The organism is Halobellus sp. MBLA0158, from assembly GCF_041477585.1.
Lineage (GTDB): Archaea > Halobacteriota > Halobacteria > Halobacteriales > Haloferacaceae > Haloquadratum > Haloquadratum rubicundus.
The window spans coordinates 158,054-183,520 of sequence record NZ_JBGNYA010000002.1 but is presented as its reverse complement, the minus strand read 5'-3'; the positions used below and the strand labels follow the sequence as shown (position 1 = coordinate 183,520).

At 55.0% G+C, this 25,467-nt stretch carries 29 protein-coding genes and 1 pseudogene; 11 read left to right on the top strand and 19 right to left on the bottom strand.

Annotated features, from left to right (window positions below):
- Window positions 1-280: 280 nt before the first annotated feature.
- The 4 genes from OS889_RS16780 to OS889_RS16765 all read left to right on the top strand — a co-directional run bounded on the left by OS889_RS16780 (window position 281) and on the right by OS889_RS16765 (window position 3,475).
- Complete coding sequence (locus tag OS889_RS16780; RefSeq protein ID WP_372392005.1) at window positions 281-1,513, top strand: hypothetical protein; 1,233 nt, start codon at window positions 281-283, stop codon at window positions 1,511-1,513.
- A gap of 196 nt (window positions 1,514-1,709) precedes the next feature.
- Window positions 1,710-2,711: a DUF4238 domain-containing protein gene (locus OS889_RS16775; protein ID WP_372392002.1), complete on the top strand. Its 1,002-nt coding sequence runs from the start codon at window positions 1,710-1,712 to the stop codon at window positions 2,709-2,711.
- A 174-nt stretch (window positions 2,712-2,885) separates the two neighbouring features.
- Window positions 2,886-3,176 (top strand): hypothetical protein, encoded by a 291-nt coding sequence (locus tag OS889_RS16770; protein WP_372392000.1) that lies wholly within the window; start codon window positions 2,886-2,888, stop codon window positions 3,174-3,176.
- Entirely contained in the window at window positions 3,176-3,475 is a 300-nt protein-coding gene (locus OS889_RS16765) for a hypothetical protein (protein ID WP_372391998.1), read from the top strand. The genes OS889_RS16770 and OS889_RS16765 overlap by 1 nt, the downstream gene beginning before the upstream one ends.
- Before the next feature lie 18 nt (window positions 3,476-3,493).
- Here the strand turns inward: OS889_RS16765 and OS889_RS16760 are convergent, their stop codons facing one another.
- From OS889_RS16760 to OS889_RS16740, 5 genes and pseudogenes are all read right to left on the bottom strand, one after another.
- The gene (locus OS889_RS16760; protein WP_372391996.1) at window positions 3,494-4,084 is read right to left on the bottom strand and encodes a hypothetical protein; all 591 of its coding nucleotides are present in this window, start codon (window positions 4,082-4,084) and stop codon (window positions 3,494-3,496) included.
- 212 nt (window positions 4,085-4,296) lie between these two features.
- Entirely contained in the window at window positions 4,297-4,959 is a 663-nt protein-coding gene (locus tag OS889_RS16755) for a DUF6735 family protein (RefSeq protein WP_372392019.1), read from the bottom strand.
- A 69-nt stretch (window positions 4,960-5,028) separates the two neighbouring features.
- Window positions 5,029-5,409, bottom strand: a complete 381-nt coding sequence (locus OS889_RS16750; protein WP_372391993.1) for a hypothetical protein — start codon at window positions 5,407-5,409, stop codon at window positions 5,029-5,031.
- 85 nt (window positions 5,410-5,494) lie between these two features.
- Window positions 5,495-5,683, bottom strand: coding sequence for a DUF8012 family protein (locus OS889_RS16745; RefSeq protein WP_372391991.1), 189 nt, complete (start codon window positions 5,681-5,683; stop codon window positions 5,495-5,497).
- 50 nt (window positions 5,684-5,733) lie between these two features.
- Window positions 5,734-5,920 (bottom strand): annotated as a pseudogene (locus tag OS889_RS16740) (hypothetical protein); the annotation flags it as partial.
- Window positions 5,921-6,019: 99 nt separating this feature from the next.
- Here OS889_RS16740 and OS889_RS16735 point away from each other — a divergent pair.
- Entirely contained in the window at window positions 6,020-6,571 is a 552-nt protein-coding gene (locus OS889_RS16735; RefSeq protein WP_372391989.1) for a DUF7342 family protein, read from the top strand.
- 17 nt (window positions 6,572-6,588) lie between these two features.
- Window positions 6,589-7,077, top strand: coding sequence for a hypothetical protein (locus OS889_RS16730; protein ID WP_372391988.1), 489 nt, complete (start codon window positions 6,589-6,591; stop codon window positions 7,075-7,077).
- Between the two features lie 250 nt (window positions 7,078-7,327).
- Here OS889_RS16730 and OS889_RS16725 read toward each other — a convergent pair whose 3' ends face one another.
- Window positions 7,328-8,197: a biosurfactant protein 1 gene (locus tag OS889_RS16725; RefSeq protein WP_372391986.1), complete on the bottom strand. Its 870-nt coding sequence runs from the start codon at window positions 8,195-8,197 to the stop codon at window positions 7,328-7,330.
- 263 nt (window positions 8,198-8,460) lie between these two features.
- Window positions 8,461-9,381, bottom strand: a complete 921-nt coding sequence (locus OS889_RS16720; RefSeq protein ID WP_372391984.1) for a transcription initiation factor IIB — start codon at window positions 9,379-9,381, stop codon at window positions 8,461-8,463.
- Between the two features lie 248 nt (window positions 9,382-9,629).
- Between OS889_RS16720 and OS889_RS16715 the strand changes: the two genes are divergently transcribed.
- The 5 genes from OS889_RS16715 to OS889_RS16695 all read left to right on the top strand — a co-directional run bounded on the left by OS889_RS16715 (window position 9,630) and on the right by OS889_RS16695 (window position 13,512).
- Window positions 9,630-10,091 carry a hypothetical protein gene (locus OS889_RS16715; protein ID WP_135665791.1) on the top strand — a complete coding sequence of 154 codons (462 nt, stop codon included), beginning with the start codon at window positions 9,630-9,632 and terminating at the stop codon, window positions 10,089-10,091.
- Entirely contained in the window at window positions 10,060-10,470 is a 411-nt protein-coding gene (locus OS889_RS16710) for a hypothetical protein (protein ID WP_372391982.1), read from the top strand. The genes OS889_RS16715 and OS889_RS16710 overlap by 32 nt, the downstream gene beginning before the upstream one ends.
- Window positions 10,457-11,902, top strand: coding sequence for a hypothetical protein (locus OS889_RS16705; RefSeq protein WP_372391980.1), 1,446 nt, complete (start codon window positions 10,457-10,459; stop codon window positions 11,900-11,902). Before OS889_RS16710 ends, OS889_RS16705 begins: the two co-directional genes overlap by 14 nt.
- Before the next feature lie 354 nt (window positions 11,903-12,256).
- Window positions 12,257-12,859 carry a nucleotidyltransferase-like protein gene (locus OS889_RS16700; RefSeq protein ID WP_372391979.1) on the top strand — a complete coding sequence of 201 codons (603 nt, stop codon included), beginning with the start codon at window positions 12,257-12,259 and terminating at the stop codon, window positions 12,857-12,859.
- Between the two features lie 5 nt (window positions 12,860-12,864).
- Window positions 12,865-13,512, top strand: a complete 648-nt coding sequence (locus OS889_RS16695) for a Cap15 family cyclic dinucleotide receptor domain-containing protein (protein ID WP_372391977.1) — start codon at window positions 12,865-12,867, stop codon at window positions 13,510-13,512.
- A gap of 4 nt (window positions 13,513-13,516) precedes the next feature.
- Here OS889_RS16695 and OS889_RS16690 read toward each other — a convergent pair whose 3' ends face one another.
- The 12 genes from OS889_RS16690 to OS889_RS16635 all read right to left on the bottom strand — a co-directional run bounded on the left by OS889_RS16690 (window position 13,517) and on the right by OS889_RS16635 (window position 25,283).
- Window positions 13,517-14,134 (bottom strand): Cap15 family cyclic dinucleotide receptor domain-containing protein, encoded by a 618-nt coding sequence (locus OS889_RS16690; RefSeq protein ID WP_372391975.1) that lies wholly within the window; start codon window positions 14,132-14,134, stop codon window positions 13,517-13,519.
- Complete coding sequence (locus OS889_RS16685) at window positions 14,115-14,963, bottom strand: nucleotidyltransferase-like protein (RefSeq protein ID WP_372391973.1); 849 nt, start codon at window positions 14,961-14,963, stop codon at window positions 14,115-14,117. The genes OS889_RS16690 and OS889_RS16685 overlap by 20 nt, the downstream gene beginning before the upstream one ends.
- Before the next feature lie 787 nt (window positions 14,964-15,750).
- On the bottom strand, window positions 15,751-16,611 hold the full coding sequence (locus OS889_RS16680) for a DNA-binding protein (protein WP_372391971.1): 861 nt from the start codon (window positions 16,609-16,611) through the stop codon (window positions 15,751-15,753).
- A 601-nt stretch (window positions 16,612-17,212) separates the two neighbouring features.
- Complete coding sequence (locus tag OS889_RS16675) at window positions 17,213-17,782, bottom strand: hypothetical protein (protein ID WP_372391968.1); 570 nt, start codon at window positions 17,780-17,782, stop codon at window positions 17,213-17,215.
- On the bottom strand, window positions 17,779-18,147 hold the full coding sequence (locus tag OS889_RS16670; protein ID WP_372391967.1) for a hypothetical protein: 369 nt from the start codon (window positions 18,145-18,147) through the stop codon (window positions 17,779-17,781). The genes OS889_RS16675 and OS889_RS16670 overlap by 4 nt, the downstream gene beginning before the upstream one ends.
- Before the next feature lie 92 nt (window positions 18,148-18,239).
- Window positions 18,240-18,569: a DUF8158 family protein gene (locus OS889_RS16665; RefSeq protein ID WP_372391965.1), complete on the bottom strand. Its 330-nt coding sequence runs from the start codon at window positions 18,567-18,569 to the stop codon at window positions 18,240-18,242.
- 6 nt (window positions 18,570-18,575) lie between these two features.
- Window positions 18,576-18,929 carry a DUF8105 family protein gene (locus OS889_RS16660; RefSeq protein ID WP_372391963.1) on the bottom strand — a complete coding sequence of 118 codons (354 nt, stop codon included), beginning with the start codon at window positions 18,927-18,929 and terminating at the stop codon, window positions 18,576-18,578.
- 88 nt (window positions 18,930-19,017) lie between these two features.
- Window positions 19,018-19,344, bottom strand: a complete 327-nt coding sequence (locus tag OS889_RS16655; RefSeq protein ID WP_372391961.1) for a DUF7558 family protein — start codon at window positions 19,342-19,344, stop codon at window positions 19,018-19,020.
- Window positions 19,344-19,634 carry a DUF8069 family protein gene (locus OS889_RS16650; RefSeq protein WP_256412842.1) on the bottom strand — a complete coding sequence of 97 codons (291 nt, stop codon included), beginning with the start codon at window positions 19,632-19,634 and terminating at the stop codon, window positions 19,344-19,346. The genes OS889_RS16655 and OS889_RS16650 overlap by 1 nt, the downstream gene beginning before the upstream one ends.
- 73 nt (window positions 19,635-19,707) lie before the next feature.
- Window positions 19,708-20,253, bottom strand: a complete 546-nt coding sequence (locus OS889_RS16645; protein WP_372391959.1) for a hypothetical protein — start codon at window positions 20,251-20,253, stop codon at window positions 19,708-19,710.
- A 181-nt stretch (window positions 20,254-20,434) separates the two neighbouring features.
- Window positions 20,435-20,875 (bottom strand): DUF8030 family protein, encoded by a 441-nt coding sequence (locus tag OS889_RS16640; protein ID WP_372391957.1) that lies wholly within the window; start codon window positions 20,873-20,875, stop codon window positions 20,435-20,437.
- 697 nt (window positions 20,876-21,572) lie between these two features.
- Entirely contained in the window at window positions 21,573-25,283 is a 3,711-nt protein-coding gene (locus OS889_RS16635) for an NACHT domain-containing protein (protein ID WP_372391954.1), read from the bottom strand.
- Window positions 25,284-25,467: the final 184 nt, after the last annotated feature.

Genomic DNA, 25,467 nt, shown 5'->3' with positions numbered 1-25,467 from the left:
CAAATCACGAGCCTACGGTGGGGCTCAGTCCTTTCTGCCCCTGAAAAACAGCAGCTGTTGAGAGTGCCAGGGCACGGCTCACAATACTATGTTCGAGATGTGCGAAGTGGCCGATACAGCGAGCCCATCGGTCACTCTATGACGGTCATCGTTGCTGGCGGTTTGCCAACACTACTGAGCGCGAGAGCAAGCCAAGAGCGCCGCCTTACCCACCTACGACGTTGCGTGCTTAAAAGACAGTCCTAACCTTTCTTTGCGTACCCACAGATACTGTTCTGTAATGGCTGAGGATGAGGACGACGTGTTTGAGGAGCCTGATTTTGATGATTTAGAGGAGGCTTTGAAAGCTGACCGGGAAGAGCATCGGGAGCAGGTGTCGCTTGAGTGGGTTGAGACTATTCGAGAGGCTGGTGAAGTGTGGCGAGAGTCGGAAGATGTAGAGACCGTTTCTGATGAGGTTGGTTTGTCTCTGGAGAGGACGAAAGAGGCGCTCACTGTCTACAGATTGATTTTTGAGGAGGTTCCGATGGCTGTTGCTTCTAAATCAGTCATTCCAGGGCGGTCGTTCTTCTCTCTTGAAAGTGAGGTTACAACGCTTGATCCAGAGGATGAAGGTGAATCGGTTGAGGACTTGTTACGGGAGTATATAGGTGCGGTCTATCTTGAGCACGATATCCAGGAAGAGGAGGTAGGTGAGCCGCCGGAGAGGGAGACTCCTCGATCAGGGTTTGAGGGTGTAGAATTGGATCTGGATATGAGTGGGCTGTTTCCGAGCTTCGAGATTCCGTCTTCGACGCTTGCTGCTGTTGCTAATATGCCGAAGATCCACGACGAGGTGTTGCAGAGCCAGGTTTCAGCTCTGGCCGGTGCTGTAAGTCCTGATCTGTTTCGGACGGAGCAGATGGTAGCAAGTGCTCTTCAACCTGCGATTGCTCAGCATCAGGAGATTTTTGCTCAGAGTTTGGCTCCGTTGACTGCTGCTATTGAAGAACAGCAGAGTTTGATAGGTCACTCGGCGGCGTTGGCGCTTTCTGATGCGATGAAGGGGGTCCAGTTTCCTGAGCCGGTTCTCGCGGATTTGGCGGCGATGCAGCCTACGATAGATGCTACTGCAGCTGCTACTACACATTCCCACGCGTACCCAGATTCTGAGGATCCGGTTGTTGATGAAGCGTCGAAGACGAGCGTAGAGGCTGAGTCGTTGGAGGCTACTGGCGAAGTTGCTCCAGAGACTGGACCTATAGATGCGACGATAGATTCTACTCTTCCGGATTCGGATGCGTTTTCGACGGAGTTGGCCTTCGAGATTCCGGCGTTAGTTGTGCAGTCAATGTTGGGTACAGGATCGACTCGTATCTGGTTCAATAATTTGTCACAGGGGAAGCAGACCTCTGTTATCTTCGGGTGTATGGCTGGGATAGCGTACTCGCTCACGAACAACTGGACTCTTGCTGGTATAGCAGCTACTGGAGTTACGCCATATCTGAGAGAGGTTCTGACCGAGGACGAGTAGGACGCAGACTGAGCAGGCATTGGAACTAATCTCGAACTGGCTGTTCTATCTCGTGTTCACGCTCTCAATCCCACTCGACCTAATATACGGTCTCGGTGCTGCGGAGAACACCAGCAACCTGGTCAAGTTCTTCCTGTACGCGGTGGTGACGGACAATCTGAAATAGGCGAGATACGTCATACTGGATTAAGGAATGGTGAATGAGCACTATGTTCAGGAATCTTATTTGAGGTTGTTTGCTCCTGGAGAGGAGGGCTTGGTATCTCGTTATTCTCTGGTCGAACAACACGGTGGCGGGGACTATTATGATCCTATTGAGCGGTATCCGGTGAAGAAGGCTGCATCTTCAGAGAATTACGCTGAGGGTCTATTGGAGAGTGATGCAACGAACCGTGCGGAGAAAGCGATGGTGAATTCGTTAAGAAAGCTGGATAGCGGCGAGCAGTTGTCCGACGAGGATATAGCGAATATTTCGCAGTTTGTCTCATTTCAGAGGGACAGGTCTCCGGCAGCGAAGATCCATCACAGAATGCGAGGGGAGTTATGGAAGGCAGCTGGAAAGGATGTAGATGATTTCTGGGAGAGCGTGATGTATATCGACGGGAATGACCGATATATCGGGTTCCAACATATGGGATGGAGGATCGTAGAGAACTCTACTGATCTCCCGTTCTTTACATCGGATGTGCCTGTGGTCGTGTACCGGGAGGAGTTCCCTGAAGACCGCGAGATGGACGGTTTTGATTTCGATGGAAAGGAGGTCTACTGTCCTTTGAGTCCAGATAAGCTATTGGTGCTGCTGGATCCGAACACGTTCCAGGTGGGGCCTCAGTATCCGCACACAGAGATTGAATCTTGTGAGTTGAGTGACCGACAGGAGGTTTGGAAGCTAAATATGTTTCAAGGACTTAATGCGTTCCAGGAAGTATTTGGACCGATCGGAGCGGGTGAGTATCTGGAGAAATTGATCGAGGGGATGTGCCAGTGTTACCCTGACGAGGACTATATTCGTGGTAATCGATGGAGCACGGAGCGGATTTACGAGGCGCAGAAGTCCGGGATTCGGGAAGCAGATGAGCGGCCGAATCAAGCGACGATTCCTGAGGAGGATTGGGAGATTATGTTGTCGCATAAGAAGACTACTGATGCGAAGTGGATGTTTTCCCACAGTCTGGAATTCATCGACGGCCTGCGGTGAGAGGAGCCTATCTCCGACTATTGGTGATGGAGTTCACTTGTTTGCCAGTACCTAGTTTATTTTAAGGCAAGCCAAAATTCAGGGAGTAATACCTCCAGAAATGGTGTTTTCATATCTTTTACCCCCGTAAATTACCACACCTCTTTTATAGTTCAAAGTTCTTGAACTTAATGTATGGTTACCAGTCTCCTCGTGACGGGGGTTGTAGGGGCTGTAGCCGCGATGCTGCTGGCCCCGGTGTTCGGATACTCAACGAATGCTGGCTACCATCTCGGGAATGGTAGCTTGACGACGAAAGGGAATGCCACGTTGCTGAAGTTGGCGAAGATTGCTGTAGCAGGTGTCATCGCTGCGTCTGTGGGGCCAATGATTCTGGCAGCTAGTCCGTTCGTGATTGCAGCTGTCGCACTTGGTGGAGCCTTCCTGGTGCTCCACTCTGATATCGGTAACTGGAGGATCATCTGATGAACTCTGGACAGGGCGATGTGTTCGATGCGATTCGGACGCTGGTCTTGGGACCATTCGTAGCGTTGGCTATCGGTGTGTTATTCTACGTAGCCGCTCGGATCTACTGGGTTTTGAGGCCGATGGGTACGAGCGGTCCGTTCGCTGATGCCTACAACACGCTGGGTACATCGCTCTCGATCAGCTATGGATTATTCCAGCTTGCCTCAGGCATCGGGACCATATTTGCGGTCGCCGTGATCGGATTAGCTGCCTACAACTTCTTCAACAGCTTCGGTGGCGGTCGTCGGGGTCGTTGAACTGGGCGCGGAGTTCTCCTATTCTAATCGGTCTCGGTGGGTGTAGATGCCAAGACACGCTGCTAGAGTTATCGCTGCGGCTGCTGCAGGAATTATAGGGTTGGCTTCGAGCGTTGCCAGTAGTTGGAAGGAGAATCCGCAGAGGAGTATTAGCAGTCCGTATAGACGGAGTTGTGCGATTTGGGGGCGTTCTTTTGCTGCGATTGCGTCGAACACTTCCTGTGTGTCGTAGAAGTCAGTTTCGTCCCATCCACCGTTTTCTTCGTACCGGGCTTCGACGTACCGGTCTCCCCAGCTAAACTCGGAATGTTCGCTCGTTTCTGTTGTCTGCATCCCACTAAGGGAGTTGACCTGGATCTCGACGTATTCTTCTCCGCCGTGGTTTGCGCCGAACTCGGCCACAGGTTCAGTCTCATCCAAGATTTTACACAGAATGTTGAAACCAGTGTCTCCCTGTCGAGTTCCAATCAGGGTCATCCGGTCGCGGGCCTCTCTTAGTGCGCCTGTGGAGAACTGGGTGAATAGGGTTCGTGCATCGGGTATGGCAATTAGTGCTGCTCCGATGATATCCAGGCTGAGTCCTATTGCGGTGATGGCTGATTGAGGCATTGAGGTGTCAGGTTCTTGCTCTTCAGTTAGCAACCCCTCGGATTTAAAAACGGCATTTGCCCATCTTGCACGGCACTCTTAATATCCTCTGAAACTGGTAGACATTATTACGTTCAATTTGTATATACACTGAGAATCTAATCTACCCTCCCTCTGCTAAAAATAATACTGAGTGAAAAGTCTGATAGCCGTTCTGCTTCGTAGCAAATCACCTACGTTTGGCTGATACTCGCCGTCTCAAAGGATAATTCACCGGTTGGGATGCGTAACTTCTGTCGATCTCCGACTCGCTCCACAAGCTTTCGTTTCAGGTATTGTTTCGCCGTCGACGGTGTGAAGACGCCCTTGTCGATCATGTCGCCGACGACGTCTTTGAGGGCCGCGAACTGTCCCTGCAGGTGGCCGTCGCCGACCGGCTCGCTGTCGTACCAGCGCACCGTCGCGAGCGCGCCGTTCCCGACCGTCTCGCCCTGTTCGACCGTCTCCGAGTCGTACTGCAGGCCGAACCACAGCGTCCGATAGGCAGTCACCTCGAACGTCGTCGACACCACGAAGAACGCCTCGTGGTGGAGGTAGTCGAGATGGTCCGCGACGATCTCGTCGAGGGTGAGCCCGGTGGCGCGGGGCTTCGGCTCGACGACCGACGACGGACGATTTTCGCCGGTGAGGTAGCCGTCGACCGCATCTGACTCGAGGCCATCGGCCAGTTCAGCCAGCAGCTGTTTCGCCCACTTGGAGTCGGTGTCGTCGCCACCGAACGGCGACTCAGCCGAGATTCGGTGCTTGAGCTTCAGGTTCGCAGCACCCCAATGAGAGTAGTGGAGCGTGTACTGTCCGTCGGTTCGTTCGTACGCAACAAGTGCGCGGTGACCCATCTGAACAATCACCTCGCAGGGCACCCCACGACTGGATCGCCCCGCACCCCTCCCGGGGGATGAACAACTCTACTCGTCGATCGGTTCGGGGGAACTGAGGTCCGTGTGGAGGACTTCGCCGTCGCGAACGACGTACCGCTTCGCCAGCACTGGGAAGCGACATTTTGTGAACCCCGCTGTCTGGATGTCGAGTTCCTCGTCGGCTTCGAGGTGGTCGGCGAGTTCTCGCAAGAATTCGTGGGTCACGATGCCGCCCTCGTAGTCCGGCAGGCCGTTCTCCCGCGCCTCGTACACTTCGAAGTCATCGTACCCCCAGATGGTGAGTTCGCCCTTGTCGGTGACCTTCCAGTCGAGCGTCCCGAAGCTGTAGCTCTCACAGAGCTCGCGGACTGACTGTGGATCCGATACGATCGCGCCGGTTGACGTCGTCGCAGCTTGTAGTATCGCCATGTCTGGACCCGCGGGAAGCCCCGCACCCCTCTTGGGGGTGATAAACCGACACTGGAAGTGCCCCTGACGTCAACGGCAACGCCGATCAGTCGTCTGTTGGGGCGTCTGTCTCGCTTCCGTCCTCTGGCCGTGTGAGGAGACTCACTTCTTCCAGGAGGTCTCTTGCAGTCTCGACTCGCTCTCGATCCGCGTCGTCCAACTGGTCGACGTCGAGCCGGCTGAGATTGCTGAGCACACGATGCATCCGGTGGCCTTGTTCGACTTGCTGATTCATCGGAAGCGCCTCACCACTCGCCGGCGCAGAAAGACTCCTTACGAGACTGTCGTCGGCGCATCAGAGTCGCCACCAGTGCTCGTCGCGACGCGGTGCCGCCAGGAGGTCACTCTCACACCCGTTGTCCAGCATCGTGTCCGGGATGTGGGATGCCTCGGCGGTCGGCCGTAGTTCCTCAAAGTCAGAATATTGGTCGTAATCGGTTGGCTCATACCTTCTGTCGGTATCGCATTTCAACGTCCGGACGCCTTCGCTCGCAAGGCACTCTTGATTATGCGAGACATCACAAACATATATGAGAGTAGGGCGCGAACACTGTCCCAAGAGGTACCAACCATGACCGAATCCTCGCGAGATCGGGTCCAATCGTGGACTGAGTCGATGAGCGCCCGCGACCGCATTCGGGCGGTCGCCGAGTCACTTCGCGAACCCCGCTCAGTTAACTGGATCAGCGAGCAGGCCGACGCCGCCTGGAGCACGACCAACGAGGAACTTCAGGATCTCGTCGACCAGGGCCAGTTGCGTCGCGTCGAGGCCGGCGAGACCACGCGCTACCAGCCGGACTACACGCGACTGCTCTTCGAGGAGATCCGCACGCTCATCGAGGAAAACACCCGCGAGGAGCTGCGGAGTGAATTGGCCGCGATCACCGAGGAGATCGAGGAGTGGCAGGCGACCTACGACGTCGAGACGTGGGAAGAACTCGAACAGTCGCTCGCCGACGGCGACCTCGCAAGTGCGGAGCTCCGGGACCGCCGCGACGTCATCGCGTTCTGGCGTGAGAACGAGGAGGATCGCCGCCTCATCAAGCACGCACTGGAACTCTACTCCGACGTCGAAGCTGCCCGCGAGCAGATGACCGACGTGGCTGACCGCGCCACGAGCTAACCCTCCTCTCTCACAGAATGATCTTTCTTGCCGGTCGCGACCGCTATACACAGCGGACCCTCCTCCGCGACGTTCACGACCGATTGACGAACCAGCCAGGGTGTGAAGAGGTCCGCTATCGCCCGTCTCGACGCCGACCCCGCTACGTCATCGCGGATGTCGATCCGACGACGTTCCTGAGTGACTCTTACGATGCGGCGACAGCACGACTGGAGATTCGCTTCTGGTACCCCGCCGGCGTCGACCACGAATACTACCGCATAAACTGGGTCGAACCGGACCGAAATCTGATGCTCGGATTCCACCAAGATGCCGACCATCCGGACCTTGGGCCCTGTCATATCCAACTCAATCACGAAGACACGCCGGTTGATCGGCACAAGGCGACGTTTCTCGATGCCCATCCACTCGCCGTCCTCGATGACCGACTACAACAGTTCCCGCCCGCGCTAGATGCGATTCACTGGAAGAATGGAGCGCCCTCGCTCACGACCTGGCCCGTCTAGACTGCGAGTTCATCGAGCCTCTGGTGATGCGTCCGTGCCGTGGTCGGCGTGACGTTCCGGACTCGTCGGTGTCACGGTGCGTTACCCACTACCCCTGTTCGTGCCCCGATTTGTGGAGGCAAGCCGCTGCGAACCCTGCCGAATGAACGCCCGCCGTGACTGACGTCGGAATTGAGGGTACTCACCGTATTAACCAACAGAAGCCATCTCTATCGGAGACTGTTGGTTAATCTACGGGATTTCTCCTGCCCTATTCGGGAGCAGGCCCGTAGCGACCTGTGCCACACACCTGGCACTCCCAGATTGGTTGGCCCGTCCAGGTCTCGTCAGGGAGCGACTCGCGTGTCCTGAACCGATGTTCTGTTTCTCTCGTACAGTGCTGGCACTCGAGGGCTGTCACGGTCGGAATTTCGGCTCCGGCACTGGTGGACTCCGTTTCGTGGGGTACTGTTTCCACAGCGATTGCTGGGACGATCCACAGCTGATCGCTGTCGTCGAGCGTGTGCTCGAGGGACGACTCAGCACGAATTCCCTGGCCACGCTCGTCATAGACGCGTGGAATCTCCGTCTGAGAACGATCGCTCCTCTCGTTCCACGCTGTCCGCTCACGGGCTGCTGTTAGCAACGCCTCACCGGCCGCTGAGGTCACCTCGGCGGCCGCGGGGAGCGTAGGCCAGCGCTCGGTTAACTGGGGTGCGGGCTCGTCGTCGAGATCGTAGATGAGCGTACAGTCGTCGATCGGCTCGTCGTGACCTGACGTGAGGAGTGTCGCTGCAGCTGCTCCCTTTGCCACGGCGCCGTAGAACGTCCCTGATTCGATGAGGAACTGGATTACACCACGGAGTGTCTGCTCGGAACTCGCAGCATCCGACGCTGACGCGGCGTCGAGTTCGTGTTCGAGACAGAACCGGCATTTTCGTTGCGACGCCGGGATCGATGCGCCACAGGAGACACAGGCCCGGTCTGTGTCGGTTGTTCCACCCGGATACCCACCCGAATGCGAGGATTCACGCTGGCGGGTTGGCTGGCCGTCTGCTGGCTGATCCAACGCTGGGTCCGGCACCAGAGCGCCTTCCCCGACAGGTTGGAACGCCTCTCGGTCTGAGTTGTGGTCAGTCATCGATTCGCTCCGCGTTTCCCCCGGTTTGGTATTTAAACTCAAGGGTGAGAAAACGCGGGAACGGATTCGGCGACGACGAAATAAATCTGATCGCCTGAGACGGAGTCAGTCTCGGAGCTCGGCGACCGCTCGACCCACCTCGCGAACGTGCTCACTCCGCTCGATATCGAGCTCTGTCGACAGATACTCGACAGTCTCTTCCAGATCCATACTCCTTGGTAGACTCTCTTCCTGTATGTAGGTGCTCCTCTACTGGAGGCGTCTCAGATCGCTTGTAGTTCGTCCCGCCGGCTTCGGAGCGTCACGACTGACACCTCTGCTGCCGACGCGACGGTGGATTGGGTAATCAACGCGCCCTGTTCTTGGGCGGCCAGATAGACGCAGGCGGCCGCGACGCCCGATGGCTGACAGCCGTTCGTGAGGGCTGTCCCTTCGGCGTGTTCTGCGAGTTCGTTCGCGCGGCGGCGAATGTCGTGGTCTAACCCCAACTCCGAGATCAGCCGCGGAACGAACGACGTCGGGCGCATTGGTGGTGCCGGGAGCTCTAATTCGCGATTCAGTGTTCGGTAGGCGTTGGTCACACGAGTGGACTCGACTCGGGCGGCGTCGACGACATCCTCGAGGAGAAGCGGGTGTTGGTTACATCGGCCGGTACCGTAGATGCTCGCTGCACCGATGGCTTCGATGGATCTGCCACGAAGCAGATCCTCGCTCTGAGCCCTCCGAAAGAGCTGGCACGCCTGGTCACGAATCGACTCGGAGAGTTCGAGCGCACTCGCCAGCCGGCGCACCTCGCCCAACCCGTGTGCGAGATTCCGTTCCGCTTTGGACCGCCAGCGACCACGGGTCTGCTCACGTCGCATCCGGGCCAGCCGCCGACGTTTCTGCTCTGAGAGTTCGTTCCCGTGCGCATCGGTTCTGTGACCGATCTCCGTCGAGAGGCCTCGATCGTGGCGGGCCGCCGTTAACGGTGCGCCTGTTCGCTCGCGCTCGTCCTCATCGTATGCTCGCCACTCCGGCCCGTGATCGAGACGTTGCTCTTCGATGACGAGCCCACAGTCCTCGCAGACCGTTTCGACCGCGTTCGTGGTGACTCGGCCGTCGCACTCGGGACACTGGTTCGCACTCGATTCCGTTCGGACGTCTTCGTCGAAGCCAGTCTCGTAGATGTCTCTCGTTGCCATTTTTCTCACCGTATTTAGGAACTCGCCAGTACGGCGAACCCCTCACCCATTGAGGGTACAACAGACTCCTGGCTCTACACGTCGGGGGTCGAAAGTCGGAGCCGAACTATTCGATCCACAGCAACTGACGCACCGGAGATAAGACGTTGATGTCCGTGTATGTGGGTCTAACCGGCGTATTTCAATGAACTATACCGATGAGGTTGCCCAGTAATTAGAATTATAATACAGAATGGGAATAATGTTGTATGGGAACGGCAACCCGGAACCGATCCGGGGCATCCAACGCTGGTTATGAAGACGCGAAACGCGAGTTAGCTGATGCTGCGGGTGATAAAGATGCTGCCAGGGCAAGTGAAATCTATTTCAAGGTGATTCTGGCTGCTCAACCGAACGGCGCAGCTAAAGTTCCAGCATATCTAGCGGTCCGGTACGGCTCTGAATTCGTGATAAAAAGCCATCAAAACGGAGTCGAGTCTGCCACTAGAGATGTTGGTGCCTCAGTGGCAAAAGAGGTCGTTGCAGCAGGCGCCTCTGAAGCCGTTGTTGAGCAAGCCTCAAAAGAGGCTGCCAGTCGAGGCCTTGCTGATGGATCTCAGGGAACAGACCGAGCCTTCTCTGGGTCCGCAGAACGAGCAATGGAAAGTGCGATGGGTGACATTATGACCGAAGGAGCTGATGCTCTTGAACGACACCGAGATTCAGAATAATATTGACGAGTTCGTAGAGGCCCATGGCGTTGAAGGATTTTTCCGAGTATATTTTCGGGAGTATCTGTTTCAACTGCTTAACGAAGAAATTGAGGCAGCTACCAATGATCCCGAGTCAGACTCCGCTCTTCAACTCCATTTCAGCCAGAACGTTGAGACTGACCAAGAGCTGGAGGAATTTGAGGAACAACTGCGAGATCAGTGTGCCAACCGGGCGGATGAGTTGGTCGAAAAAATACAGGATCAGCCCGAATTGGCACCGATTTTCGAAGATGCCGATGTGGAGCTCCTAGAGCATGAGGATGTAGAGGAAATGATTCGGCATACCATGCATGAGATGATTGAGGTATGGGAGGACGAGGATTTTGAAGGGAACTAAGCGATTCCTAATTAAGTCCGGGACCGGATCGACTCTTAGCGAAGCAGACTCGGACTACACCATAGTCGTCGACGATTATCGGACCGAGACCGAAACGGAAGGTGGTCGTCTAATAAAGTACACGAAGAAGGTTCTTAATGATCTGTTCGGTCACAGTCCTCCTCCAACAGTCACGGCGTTGGTTGAGCTTGCACTCGGTACGTATGCTGCGGACCGTTTAGTGAAGCGAGGGCCAACTGGTGCGAAAGATGACGGGGAGGAAATGCTGAAATCACGGCAGATACAGATTTTGTACCCTGTTGTCGACGTGGAAAAATGGCAACCGTTGGAGTCTGAATTGAATCACGCTGTTAGCTTCATCTCGCGTGATAACTTTCAGTATCGGTTTATCGATGCGATAGACGAGGATCAGTCTATTGATGAGAGCGATGGTAGACACTATGATCAGTTGCCTGAGGCTGATTCTGTCGCACTTTTTTCTGGTGGATTGGATAGTTTGGGTGGCCGATTCCACCTCGCTGATGAAGGCTACAATCCACATTTTGTCAGTGTGGATCATGGTCGAAACGTCGGCCATCTAGTGCGGAATTTTGACCATCTCTTCGATGGTAATCTTACTTCAGTTGGTGTCGACGAGGAGTTCTCTGCATACGAAGATACGCAGTTCACTCGGTCATTCATGTACTTCGCCTTCGCCGCCGCTGTCGCGGTAGCCCTCGATGTTGATGATATCTATGTCCCCGAGAATGGTGTCCTCTCACGATTCTCCTCGCTGGAATCTGGCTGGACGACGACTCGCACGGTCCATCCACTGTTCGTTAAGAGCTTGAATCGAATTTTTGAGGAACTGTTTCCGGACCGGGAAATGGAAATTACCAATCCGTTCCTTGGCTACACGAAGAAGGAAGTCGTCGACTGTATCCCAAACAAAGAGGATATCTTCTTTACTCGAACGTGTCCCCATCCACGTGAATTGTCGCAGGGAAAGAACGCTTCCGGACACCCATACAACTGTGGTGAGTGTATTCCTTGCCTTATCCGTATTATTGGTCTGGTAAACAGCGAGCACAATATACAACCAGACGAGTTAATGTTAGACAAGAACCATCTCTTGAACTTTGACTTCTCGACTGTGGGTGTGGAGAATATTGCCCAATCCGAACAGAGTCGACAGTCCAGTTTGTCAGTGTTTTTGTTGGGTTTGAATGCACATCTCTCGTTCGCGTATCGTATCCAGACTTCGACTCAAAAGGAACTGGTATCATCTCATCCTGAGCTTCTCGATCCCGATATACTAGGGCTCTATGAGCGGTTTAGCAGGGAGATATTCCGTACTGTGAAGTTCTTCGCGGCTGAAAACCCAACGCTGGACGACTACGTCACAGAGTTTCTTTCCTTAGAGAACAAAGAGCTCGCCAGCCTGACGCAGTAGTTCACTATTGTTGGCGGATATTCGGGAGTATGATAACATCTAGGCACATCTGGCTACACAATGATATCTCGTGCAAAACTTAACCGTTGGACACACTCGGAAACTGCGAATCAAGAAGAAGCCCGAGATACTAATCGCGAACTCCGGGATGATCTTGAAGAAGGCGGACTCCAGGGTGTCAGTGATGGGTTAGAATTCGCTACCCTCCTCCAAGGTTCGTACCGGAACACGACTATGGTGTACAATTCTGGTGACGTAGACATCCTTGTTATTCGGACGGACACCTTCCACGGGGATTTCTCACATGTCCCTGATCACGCTGTCAGCCATGCCCCCGATCGAAATCCACAGCAGATGTTCGAGGAGCATGCCGAAGGCGTGTATCGAACCCTTCAAGCCCAATATGGGACACGCAACGTCGAACGTGGTGAGAAGGCAATAGAAGTGGATAGTGATGAGTTGCCCCTTGGGGCCGATGTCGTTCCTTGTCTCCAGTATCGACGATTTTGGTCACGCCAGCCAGGAAACCATATGAAAGGAATTGTATTCTGGACTCCAGAGGGGACGAAGATCATCAATTTCCCACGCCGTCATCGAATTATGGGCACTAGGTATAACGAATATACAAACGGAAATTACAAACCAACGATTCGTATTTTCAAGAACTTCAGGAATACACTCGCAGAGAATGGCGCTATTGAGAAGGAAAACGCGGCGTCATACTTCATCGAGTGCCTCCTCTCAAACGTTGAGACTGCTACAATAGCAAAGGATGATATTCGCGATCGAGTTGAAGGAATTCTCGACGAACTCGAAGCCGACGCCGAAGAAGGATTCCCTGACTATACCGTACAGCATGGGATGCAACCGTTGTTTGGTGACGAGACGACCCAGTGGGATGTCGAACACGCCAGAGCGTTCATCACAGAGGCCAGACGCTTCTATGAAGAGGATTAGTAGCGATGCATACCTACTCAACGGATAACGACAATAGGCCGACTGTATACGGTATTCTTGGATTCGCAGCCTATGCAGCCGCCCTTGCCGTGGGATGGCTTTCAACAACGCTTAGTGCAGTAATACCCGCAGTCGCAGGCATTACGATCTCATGGGGTGTGGGATTCACCCTCCTTACAGCGACATTCAGTCGGTTCATCTGGAAGACCGGAATCGCCCGCGCAACAGGAGCGTCAAAGGTTCCTGATTTCAACGGCGAGTGGACGGGATACGTAAAAACCTCGTATGAAGGAGTCATTCCGGATGATGCGCTTCACGCGTCGAACGACCCGAATGCGGAAATGCAGCGGGTCGCTGCGACACTGCAAATCACCCAGACATGGCGGAAAATTAGTATCCACCTGGAGACCGATAATTCCGAGTCAGACAGTACTGGCGCAACCGTACTGACTGAAGATGGGCGTTGGCCGAGCCTCAACTACCAGTATGAGAACGATCCAGACCCAGATTCAGCCTCTTCGATGACAAGACACTACGGAACCGCTGACTTAGCTTTAAAAACAGACTCTGACGAAACAGTACTAGAGGGGTTCTATTACACAGGTCCTGGCCGTGAGAACTATGGAGAAATGTACTTCGTGAAATCGGACTGACTGCTCAGTTCACTCTATACAGTTCCAGTATTCCATAGGTTCCTCGCTGGTCCGGTCGGTTGTAGTACTTGCCTTCAAGTTTGTCTTGACCCTCATCGTATTCCAAGATAGCAGTCCCGTAATGTGGATCAAGCTCCTCGTTGGTGGTACTCCCATCATTCCAGTAGTTATACGAGAGTGTCGGCCAAGCCTTTTCTTTAACTAGAATCGTCGCTGCTCGGCTATGCGAGGGCGACTCTGGTCCATTCAAAGATACACGTATCTTATCCCACGTCTGATTAATCTCAATACTGGTTTCTTGTTTTGTTAGCCCCTCAATCTGACGTCCCTCGTCAACAATTTGTTCGTCGGGAATGAGATTCGCGTCGGCGGACGTGTATAGATATCCTTCCCATGAACCATTCAAGTTTGGAACAGCGACCAGCCCCTTATCGTGTAACCACTCCCATTTCCAGAGGTACCTTGTGAATCCGATGTATAGTAATGACGAGACAATACCCAACGAGAACCCGACTATAGGACCAAAAACACTGATTCCGCCCAGATAGATTACAGCAGTAAGGATACCAATTAGAATATACCGCTGATGCCGGTTCGCTTGGTCAGTGGAAAAGTTGTGCATTTTTCCTCTTGTCGTACCAGTCTTCCCACATTTCTCGGAGGCGGTTTATGAGTTCATCTGCCTCATCAGTACTCCATTGAGTGTTGCTATCTCCAAATAAAGGCTCCATCTCGGAAACCTGATCGAAGCTTGAGAAGTCCGCGTCTTCTAAGTGGGTGAGAATTTCGTCGAACCGGTCTGATCGACTGGTTCGCTTTAGGATGTTCTCAGGAACGTTGTATATGAGACACTCGATTCCGTACGAGTGAGCATCAATCGTCCAAAGCGTATCGAAGTGGTTGTTGTAGTAATACCGTGCGTTCTTGAATATACGGACCGTCTCTTTGTAGTTTGAGTGCATATCCCGTCCGTTCTCACGATGGATCTTGGGAAAGTTGATTATACGATTGTCGCCGTTCTGCGGCATAAAGTGTATCCCCTTGTCGATTTCTGCGTTGTCGTCGCCGCCTTCGGGATATGTCCGGTAGACACGGTACTCACCGCACGCGACCACATCAACGTCGACGTCAAGTAGTGATGTTTCGTCCTTGTCGATCTTGATTGCCTTATTACCGGGAGTAACAGCCGAACGACCAAACTTGATCCTGAGTGCCTTCAGCACATCATCGTAGAAATCACGATGATCATAATCGGCATCATCATGATCCTCATCGTATCGTTCCTCCTCCTCTTCACTGAGTTCCTCAAGATCGGAGCGCCATGCAGACGTGATTTTCGCGACGACGTCTACGTCGCTCGACCCTCGTGTGTGTGTTGTGTTTGCATATGAACCCTGTAAATAGACCTCGTAGTCTTCGTCCGCTTGTTCCAGAGGGGAGCGTTCGCTCATTAGAGCACGGCGAGTTTTATCCCGTGCATCAGCCGACCCCTTGTCAGCCCCGGTACCGTGCCAGTCATTAAATTTGCTTTCAGGAATCGGCATTTTAGCGATTCCTCATTAAGTTCGGTAGGTGTGGTGTAGTCACGACTCGACTGAGGATGGCACCATCCACGAGGTGTATAATGTCGTCCGGAATCATCTGTACTCTATCTCCAGATGTGTTCTGATGGGAGACATGGATAGGTACGGTTGCTTGATAGTTAAACACTCGCGAAACAGAGTGAAAGTGATAACACGGCTATTGGGTCCTATAGGGCTGATTTTCCTACAGATAAGGCTTTCAAGCACGGGGCGTGGGCAGCAAGTCTTTCTAAGCATTCAGAGCAATCGCTGTGCCTCGACGACTAGGAAATCAGTCGTTCGATGGGTTTCGTGGAGGCGAATGAGATACCGTTTACAGGCAGGTTTTCGTATTTTCGGTCATAGTGGGGTAGGAAGGTGGTGTCCTTGCCACCCAGCGCTGAAGACAGTTATCGGAAATATAGCTGCCGGCTGACAAACCGCTCCCGCAGCTGGTAGTAGCACTGATTGAAAGGTGTACTCGCTTGCAGTCCAGAACACACTTGGAATCGATCAATATGTCAAGACGCGTATGGGGTGGACGTACAGATTACGGCCCCTGCCGAGGTTGTGGCTGCGCGCGCAGCGACCGCAGGGAGCGAGCACGGAGCGGTGGGTGGGGCGGTGGGGTTTGGGCCGGTCCGGCACTCACCAGAAAAAGAGGGCACTTAGCCCCCTACTCTTCCCACCAGCGGCGGTCGCGCTCTGGGAAGACGATCATACTGTCGTAGGTCACGGCGAGTGAGCACCGTCCTTCGTACCAGTTCTTCTTGACAGCCCGCATCCGGACGGTGTCACCTTCCTGGACGAAGGCGGGCTCGCTGGCCTTCCACGAGGTGAACTTGATTTTCCCAGTATCGTCCGCGACCAAGCCCACTTGAGCGATCTTGGGGCTGGAAGCATCCCAGAGCTGGACGATTTCACCTTCGATGCTCACCTCATCCGTCTGCACGTCCGGGACGTCCTCGATCGGGCAGATGGCGCCGGGGGCCGCCTTGAGCGCGTCCATCGTGTCGAACACTGCTTTGGTGATGTCCTGCCCCTTGGCGACCCGCTTTGCGAGCGCCCGCGAAACGGCCGCCCGACTATGACCGGTGCGAAGCCGCTGTGCCATCCGGTCTGCTTCCTGATTTACCTTCGCCAGCTCCATTCGGGAGAGACGTTCACGCGGATCCGTCCGTTCGGGGGTGCGTTCCTCCCGCTTGCGCTGCCGCCGTTCGGTGACGACCTCGCGGGTCCGCTTCGCCCGGCCCTTCTGGGTACCGAGTTCCGCCTGGGCGCTGATGTGCTCCAGTTCGGCTTCCCGGGCGCGAATCTTCTCTTCCTGCGCGAGGGGCAGGTGCGAGAAGTCCTGGACGATGCCGTCTGGGTGGTTGGAATCCACCTTCGCCTGCGTTTCCTGCTGGACCGTCGCCCGGAACTCCGGCTGGTCGTCGACGACTTCGAAGCCGTCCTCGTCGACGCCGGCGTCTTCGGTTCGTTCGAATGCCTGTTCATCCACCGTAACGACCTTGCGACTCGAGTTGTTACTAGACATTGGTACACTCCTTGTACCGTTGAAGGCGCTTGCGCGCCGCCACCGCGATGCCCCTAACATCGCGGTTTTCCGACGATGTCGACGTCCGATAGCACCGACTGCGCGCTCTCGCTCGCGCCTTCGCGAGCGCCCTGCCGGGCGCGAGCGAGAGCGCGCCCGAGTGCGGCGACCCCAACCAGCACCGCGCGCCGACCCGCCCGGAGCGAGCGGCCAGCGGAGAAAGCGTGGGGGGTGAGCAGCCACGCCGCGCAACCCCCCGCGCTTTCCCGCTGGCGTCGAGGGCACATTCATTTTAGCCCGGCAGCCCGCCCGCTACTGCAGGCAGGCAGCCCGGAATGGTCGGTCGCGAGCGACGCGGAGGGCGGCAGCGGCGAGCGGGGCGGGCCGTGACGTACACACCTGTCCAACCGGCCGCGACACTCGGCGACCCAGCTACCGTCCTGGCGGACTCAGAAAGGGCGAGGCCGTCTCGGTCGTCCCCCGACCCCGCAAGCACCGCAGGCACGAGGCGCGCAGCGGTGGTCGCGGGATGCCGAGCGGCCGAGGGCTTTCGAGTGTCGTCGCCGGCGCTAGGTGTTCGGCATCGCCATTCGGAGACCGGTTACTCGTCGAGACGGCGGAGCAATTGTGTGACGTACGGACTGTTCTCCCAGCTCCGATGCGGGCTAATCGTCGTGATCAGCGTTCGCGCCTCTTCGGGGCTCAGATGTCCGTTCCGAGCGTAGTCGACGATGAGCCGCGGCGTCGGGACGATCCGTGGCCCCTGGAGTACGGCGTGGATGAGTGGGAAGTTCGTCCCGCCGAACTCGTCGGTGAGAAACCCATCGACCCCGAGCGCGTTCGCAAGGACGATCCCGTCGGTTTCGCCGTCGTCGAGCCCGAACGTCGGTCGGGAGTCCGGTGTATCCTCACGCTTGTAGGGGTCGTCAACCGTGTAGTGGCTACGGGCCGCGAGGACGTTGTTCGCAGCCGCGGCGTGGATGTCTTGATACTGCGTGATGTCACCGAGTTCCGCGACCACTTCTGGTGGTACGAATACGTCACACGACGTGAGTAGATACTGAAACGGGTCCGGAGTGTTAGTGTCGACGGCCGCGTCAGCGCGGGGAACCGCGAGACTGACGAGCGCGCTGGTGTCGGCGACGACCGTTCGCAGTCGCCGGCCGCTCATTGCTCGTCGTCGGCTGCGGTCTCGACCGCCGTCGCGTCGCCATCGTAGACGTCGATGTCGTCGGGGGCAGCGAGATCGAGTGGTTCATCCTCGAGATCCGCTTTGAGAAGCCGGAGGCGTTGGGCGGTCTCGGCGCCGACTAGCTGCTTGACCGTCTCGAACTCAAGCTGGTCGTTGTAGTACTTCGTCGCGACGAGTTCTTGGAACGTCTCGCTGTCGGCGGTGTCTTCGATGTACTCGCGAATCGCCTCGACAAGCAGATCCGTCCGATCCTTGTCGAAGAGCTCCGCGATTGCATCCAGCCGGTCGACGAGATACTCCGGCGACTGGAAATGGACCCGTCGCGGATCATCACTAGCGCTCATTCTATGTGCAAGTTCTGCACATAGAGTGATAACCGTTTCGGCGTTTGCACAGAGCTTGCACATTGGGCCCTGACGGGACCGTCCCGCCAGTCTCAGCCGTCGTCCTGTGCGTTCAGCTCCTCGAGGAACCAGCTGGCGGCCGTCCCAATCCGAACGCCGTCGACATTACGCATCTCAAGACCGTTCGTGGCGGTTCGGAACGGTTCGTTGTCGACGAGGATACGGTGGATGACTGTGCGGACGGGATCAGTCCCGTAGGTATCGATAACGGTCGCCATCGTCCTGTCGAAATGGGTATCCTCGTGCTCCGTTCGCGGGTTCTGCGCCCGGTGGACCACGAGGTCGATCACATCGTCGACCGATGCGTGGTCAGGATCCCCGGTTTGCTCACGAACGTCATAGCGGGGCTCTGTATCAGACATATCCAGTCACTCAGTGGCATTGCCGTCCGTATCAGTCGTCACTGGGTCGGCTCTTCGTTGCCGGCGGGCCTCTGTAAGGAGCTCCTCGAGCGTTGCGACCTGATCGATCTCCGCGAGCTCATCGGTGATCTCGTCGATGAGTGCGGCTCGCTCGACGGCAGTCTCGTCGCCGGCGGTCGTGTCGATCGATGCGATGCGAAGCGCCCGCGTTTCGTGCCAGCCGCAGTCCCAACAGTCTCGGATCACCTCGATCTGCTCGTCCTCTTCCGCTGCGAGGACGGCGTCGGACAGCGATGTCGAAAGCGGCCGGTCCGGTCCGACCTCGAGAGTGACGGGAGACCCGCACGCGGGGCAGTCCATAGGTATACTGAGGAGCCCTCACCTGTTGAAGATAGTGGACCTACCGCCGTGGTCGCCGTGCCACTCGTGTCGACGACTGCTCGGTGCGTCAGTCCGTGACGAGATGCTCATCGAGATCGCGCGTCCAGTACGTCGCGAGTCCGCCCGGACTACAGTGGGCGCACAGCTGTATCGGGCCTTCCAGATGCCCCAGTTCGACCCGGAACCGGGTGAGTGCCGCAAGTGTGTCGACGACCAGTCCACAGCCGTCACAGGCGACGTGATCGCGCTCGTCGGGATCCGGCCGCGTCTGAATCGCGCAGTCGACACAGATCGGGTGGGTGACCCGTTCGTCCTCCCCCCAGGTGTGGGCCTCGCCAGTCTCGGTGCCGGGCGGGGCGTCGCAGAACGCGCAGCCAGTGAGCGTCTGCTGCATCACTCGGCCTCCGCGTCGGCGTCGCGGCCGGCCATCCAACCACGATGGAAGACGGCCAACTGCGTTGTCGAGTCGAACGCGGTGCCGCTCGGCTCGTGAACCAGAACTTGGTCTTCAGGAACCGGAGTGACGACGTCCGTGTCGATGAGGTCCTTGACCAGGTTCTGGGCCGTCGTGTCGTCGATGTCCGCTGTGTCGACGCTGGTGGCGTCGCGGTCCTGGGCGAGCTGTTCTTTCTCGAACCGTTCGTAGTCGCGACTCGTGTCGTCGTGCGGATCGGGACCAGGCATAATGGGTCAGGCAGCGCCCGCTGTTGCGCGCTGCACGCCTCCTGGCGCAGATAAACAGTCAGGGCCGACAGTATCAGTCCGGTCGCGGGTCTCGATAGCCGATGACGGCGACGTCGTCGATGAACAGGACGCCCTTCATGAAGTCGAGCTTGGTCAGGCTGTGCTGGTAGAGGTTATGCCGACCAAGGTAGTTCACCGGCACCACTAGACAGCCGAACTCGATCTTCGGCCGGCCGTCCTTCTGGGTGCGGTACCCCTTCTGGAACTTGAGGAGGTCATCGCTGACGTTCTTCCGCTCGCTCTTCTCGACCTCGATTGCGATGCGGGCGTCGGCGTCGTAGAGGTCGACGCTGTAGTGAAACCCCTGATGCGACCAGAGCTTGCAGTTCGGGTTGTAGCCGCCGGCGGCGTCCCCTTCGTACTCGTACTGCGAGAGCTTGTCGGCGATCGCGGCATCGAAGCCGCCGACCTCCGTGTGTTTCGTCGAGCCGTCGAAGACGCTTGCTGGGACGGCCTCGACGGCTTCCCGAATCGACGCCAGCGCATCGTCCGGAAACACCTCGGACGAGGTTTGGGTACGGCGCTCGCTCAGTTTGGTGACCTCCTCGACGACGACCATACTCACTCTCGACGAACAGTGCGCCGATAAAACCCGTCGCGACGGCCGTTCGTGCGGGCCGGCCGCCAGGATACACTCACTCGAGGGACAGGGCGGTGGGTGGGGCGAGGGAGTGGATCCAGCCCCAGCGTTAACCAACACTGTGTCGGTATCGGCCGGAGATGTTGGTTAAGTCTAGCCGCTACGGTGTCTGGAGCTCTCGAACTGGCTTCACGACGAAAGTGTCTGGCTCGCTGGCTGCTCTCTCACCTGACCGCTCCGCCGGCGTCGAGGGCGACCGTGTGAGCTGAGTGATGAGTTCGTCGCGAACGGTTCGTCGAGGGACGGTGGTCTCGTGCCAGCCCAGCCGGTCGGAGAAGTGCCGCTTCTGGAACTGCTCGCCGACGTCGTCGGCGGCGACGTACTGCGTCCGCGTCGACCGCCCGACCTGCCGGGAGATGAAGACCGCGCTCACGGCCTCGTGCGTGAGCTCGACGAGAGCACACTCCACGAGGGCGACGACCGACGCGTGATCCCGGTCGGTCGGAACCGTCATCTCGAGATTCGCCCACGGCGCCTCATCGTCGGTGGTAGTTCCTGCGTGATCCGCTGCTCGTTCCCTGCTGCGTTGTTCCGAAGCCATCGTCTATCGGGGGCGCGTGATGCGCCCCGCCACCCCCTCGCGGGGCAACAGACACCACCGGAACGCACCCTGTCAACCTATGCGCTAATTCTGATACGTTCGTGAATCCACTTTCCCTGTGACGGCCCCTCGGCCTGAGAGAGCCGGCGGCCTTCGCACACTGCATATCGCCTCTTTCTTTGGACAAAAACCGCGATATGCAAGGCGAAATAACGCGCTCAAAATGCAGAAGAACCCTGTCGGGCCGATTTGAGGCTGTAAAAAGTACCTCGACGAGTTCCGGGATGATACTTTAACCTCAAAAATTGCTCGACGACGGGATAACGAAGGTAATTTCGGACGTATCTGGATACCCGGGAACCGCTGCTTCCCCTGTTGTATATCTCTCGAGGCTCTTCGGCTCGGCACCTCGAATCGTGAAATACTCTCTATTCCCTCGATTCCGGCCGTGTTAGCCGCCGAAAATTGCTCGACGGGAGTTCAGAAGGACTTGATTCTAGTCCGCAGTATAATTTTCGACATACTGAGAGGAGTGTGTCTGCTGAAATCTACCGAACTTTCACAACCGGCTTGCTGAATATAGGGGATAGGTGCAGAAGCTGCCGATGTTTGTTCGCACCTCTGGTTGAGAATCGGCGGTAAATTAGATGTACACAGTCAGCAGGTGGGTAGCCGGGTTTCTGCTCATTACTGCTCACTAATTACCGATGATTTCGTGATATGAGAAAACCTCCTTATTGATGTGCTCATAGTTGTTATGTAGCTCAGATAATTCATCAGATCTCGCCTGAAGTTTTTGATGATCCAAAGTGCGTTCACCCCAAGGAAGCAGAGCAATTGTCTGCTCGGTCTCCTCAAGATACTTTTCTAGCAAGTCCTTACGAAGATACAGTAGCCAAGAATCGTACCGTGCGTTATCGCATTGGAATTCTCTATAGATCGTAGCCCTGTTTCCATTTAAATCAAATAAGTCGAATGTATCATTATGATTAACCAAATCTAGATGTTCACACAGCGCAGGTGCAGGGAACCTCATCCCACTTACTTGATTTAACTGGCTGTGATGGGACTCCCAGGCAAAGACGTGTACTGGGACCTCTACCTCCACGCCGTTGCTACTACCTCTGTGAGAGCCAAAAGCTTGCTCTACGTTTCTTTTTGCTGAACCATCGTCTTCACGGAAATAGGGGCCGTACCGATCAGACCATGGGATTTCACCGGCGTATGTGTAGTAATCTTCTGGCGTATCTGGAATGTTTCTATTTCCTGGGTACTCAGTTTCTCGCAGTTGCTGTTTCAACCCAGAAACATCTTCCTCAGAGATTAGAACCCCTCTCAAGAAGGTAAATATCCTAAGTGCATCCGAGGAAGCTTGTCGAATCGTCCCATCAAGCAATACCCAAGGCCCATCCACACCATCGACCGTATCTTTCACAAACAACTCTTCATAACTCGGGTTAGGGCCACCCGAAATCCACTCACAATACTCCGAATACTCCGTTTCAAATAGCTCAGGTAACTCAGGCCTCCACTCTTTCGTTTTATTCGGAAAGCTCGGATCGATATCGCAGTCCGGCGGACGTATCTCGTCTTCATAAGTTGGCAAAATACCCTCATCCACACGTTTTCCATACATCTCAAAGTAAGCAATCCAAGAGTACTTCTTCCCGTAACGATCTACTTTCGTCTCATCTCTTCCCCGGTTATTTCGCCGATCAATTTCATCATCAACTGACTCAAAGTCATCATACGAATATCCAAGATCCCGAACCCGTTTTTTAATCTGTTTGAAAACAGCTTGATACTCGGGATGATCATCGATATAGTTCCCCCTGTCTGGCACTAATCTGCCGACAGTATAGTTACTGAAGTCCATATGGAACGCCGGTTCAACATCTTCGAGGTCATCCTCATCAATCGAATCAGGGTCTTGGAACGGCGATTCAATTTGATCTAACGGAGGGTCGGTCAGCTTGGCCTCATCCTGTGAGACACAACCCGCGTCTACTTTCCTAGCAAGCTCAATGACCCCTCCAGCGTACTGCCGTGACAGGATATGTTTGGTGCCGTCATCCGAGTCCTCCTGAAACATCCTGTCAACCAGTTCTCCTGCAAATCCGGGAATTTCATTCCTTAGAGTATCTCCATCCGGGTCTGCCCAGAGCGACATTGCAATTCCATAGCAACTTGCTAGCATCCGTTCTCGGACATAAGGGTCATTAAAAGAGAAGGTCCGAAGGGTCTCTTCAAAGAGGAGTCCAGGATGGGCCAGTCCCACTAAGTACAGTTTATGCGTAACCCGATCCCGAAGATATCTATCTGTAGTTGTAAGGAGGACAGACAGTAGGGTAATCGCATTCTGCGCTGTGTTTTCGGAGAACTCGTCAACCGGAGCTGTTTCCACCCATTTTAGAATTCTGTGGACAGTTGAGTAATCGGTTGTTCGCCGCAGATATTCTGACCACTGTCCATCGCGTTCAGCCATCTCCATATCATCCAAGTATCCATACAGCCGATCCGCATCATACGGGTGACCGGGACGAGATGCAAGACCAACCAAAACATCAAACGTTTCTCTCTGAACCCTTTCGTCTAACTCTTCCAAGTAGAAACTCACCAGATCGTCAGTCTGTTCGGTGAATGAGTCCGAGCTCCGCCAATACAACCCATCTAAGAATATATCTTTGAGCGGTGCGCCATATCTCCGCTTCTTTGGAATGTAGAAAGCGAGTTCCCGCTCATTGTCCGGAATATCATTGACCCTCTTTACTCGTTGAGGGAACTCAACCATAATCGCCTCCGCTAGGCCCGGTTCGGCAAAGCGGCGGTTATCACCCTCTAGATCGAATAATTGTCCTAATGGCCTATTCACGTAGAAGCTTCGCCGCACAGCAGTTTCCGAGTCGGTATTGAGATGCTCTGCTAATAGGTGGCGTGCAATAATGTGGTCTCCAAATCGTTGATACGGAAACCGAACAACCTCCGTCGTCCCTTGATTGCGGTGGAGTGTTTCAGCCAGTAAACCATCGGAAATCATTCGGTCAAGTAAGTCCCACGCTTTTGGCTCTGGGAGAGAAGTTTCGTTTTTGATTGCATCAACAGCATCTTCTTTCGTAACGAACTCCTCCATCTCATCAGCCATGATACCAGCAATCCCTGACCGATGGGTAGGACCTGTAGAAGTCCCCTTCAATATTCTCCAACAGGCCTTTCGGCTAAGCCCGTAGTCAGCCTCGATATCTTCTCCTATTTCGCGAGCGAAGTGTTCCAAAATATCGGTCATACTTCGCTGGCCGGAGGCAACACTCCTAAGGTAGCCCTGCTGATCAGATTGATCTCTTCGAGTTATCGCCTCACAAAGGATCTTTAGAAAGAGGGGACGCGAGAATTCTGGTGTCAGTAGTGGTACGTGGGGTGCTGGAACATCATAGTAATCAAAGAACTCAATCTGTGCATCGAACTCATTCTCCTCGAACCCACGGTGTTCAACCTGAACAAGATGGTTTTCGGCCTTGCTCGTTAAAATCTGCTCGTCGAACGGAGTACGACAACTGAGGGCCAAACCGACATAAGAGTAGTTTTTAACCTGCTCAGCGACGGAGGCTAACTCATTTCTCCACAGTTCCCGATCAGCTTCGTTTATTCCGTCAATCAGCAAAAGTGCTCTTTCCCCAACGTCTTCGCCAAGTGATTGTAGTTCGGAAAGCAGCTGCTCTGGACTTGACACTGAGTCAATTAACTGGCAGATACCTTCAAGCGGAGAATCATCATCTGGAAGGGTTTCTGCTAAAACAAGAAGGGTTGGAAGCTCCGAATCCATCCTTATTTCAGCAAGGTCACACAAAAAGTGAGTTTTACCAGTTCCCCATTCCCCCTTGAGGAACAGGGCCTTGTCCCGTAGTAGAGGTGGTCCCGGCCCCTCGACAAAGGTAGATACACTCTCCAAAGATTGGGCCAGGTTCTGATTAAGCGATATTTTATTGTTTATGTCTCGCTGATTCCCCTCACCTCCCTCCCGATGCCGAGATCGCAGCTTCTGGCTGACTTTACTGGTCTTGTCCTTAGCAAACCTTGTGGCACGCGTAAGCTGACGGAGTTCAGTCTTGTCATCACTGGGTGATCTGTTTGATATCGACCTCAGAAGTTCAACCACCCGATCTGGTGACTGTTTCCGACGCCTGAACGCGTCTCTTGCTTCCTCTGGTGCTTTATTCCAGTCTTCCTCCAATTCTTCAGCTAAACCGGCTAGCCGCTCTTCCAGCCTATTAGAATAAGCTAACGCATCGAATGGCTGTAGCACTTCTGAGACTTGTATGTTTGGAGCTTCAGGATCAATCTGAGGAGTATATCGAGCGCCGGCGTGATTGATCTGTTGCTTATTGACTTCATTGAGATCGGAGTGCTCCATTTGGTCTACCTGACTCACTCTGATTTAATAGTCTTTTTTAAGGTGAACACTCTTCTGACGCTTGTTTGAAGGTTTCTCTTACGATTGCGATGAGGAGTATCCCTTTGCTGTCGGTCATCTCAACTCCGCCGCTGATTTTATTCTCTCCACTTTGCGATTCAACGCGATGGTCGAGCTGCTGTCT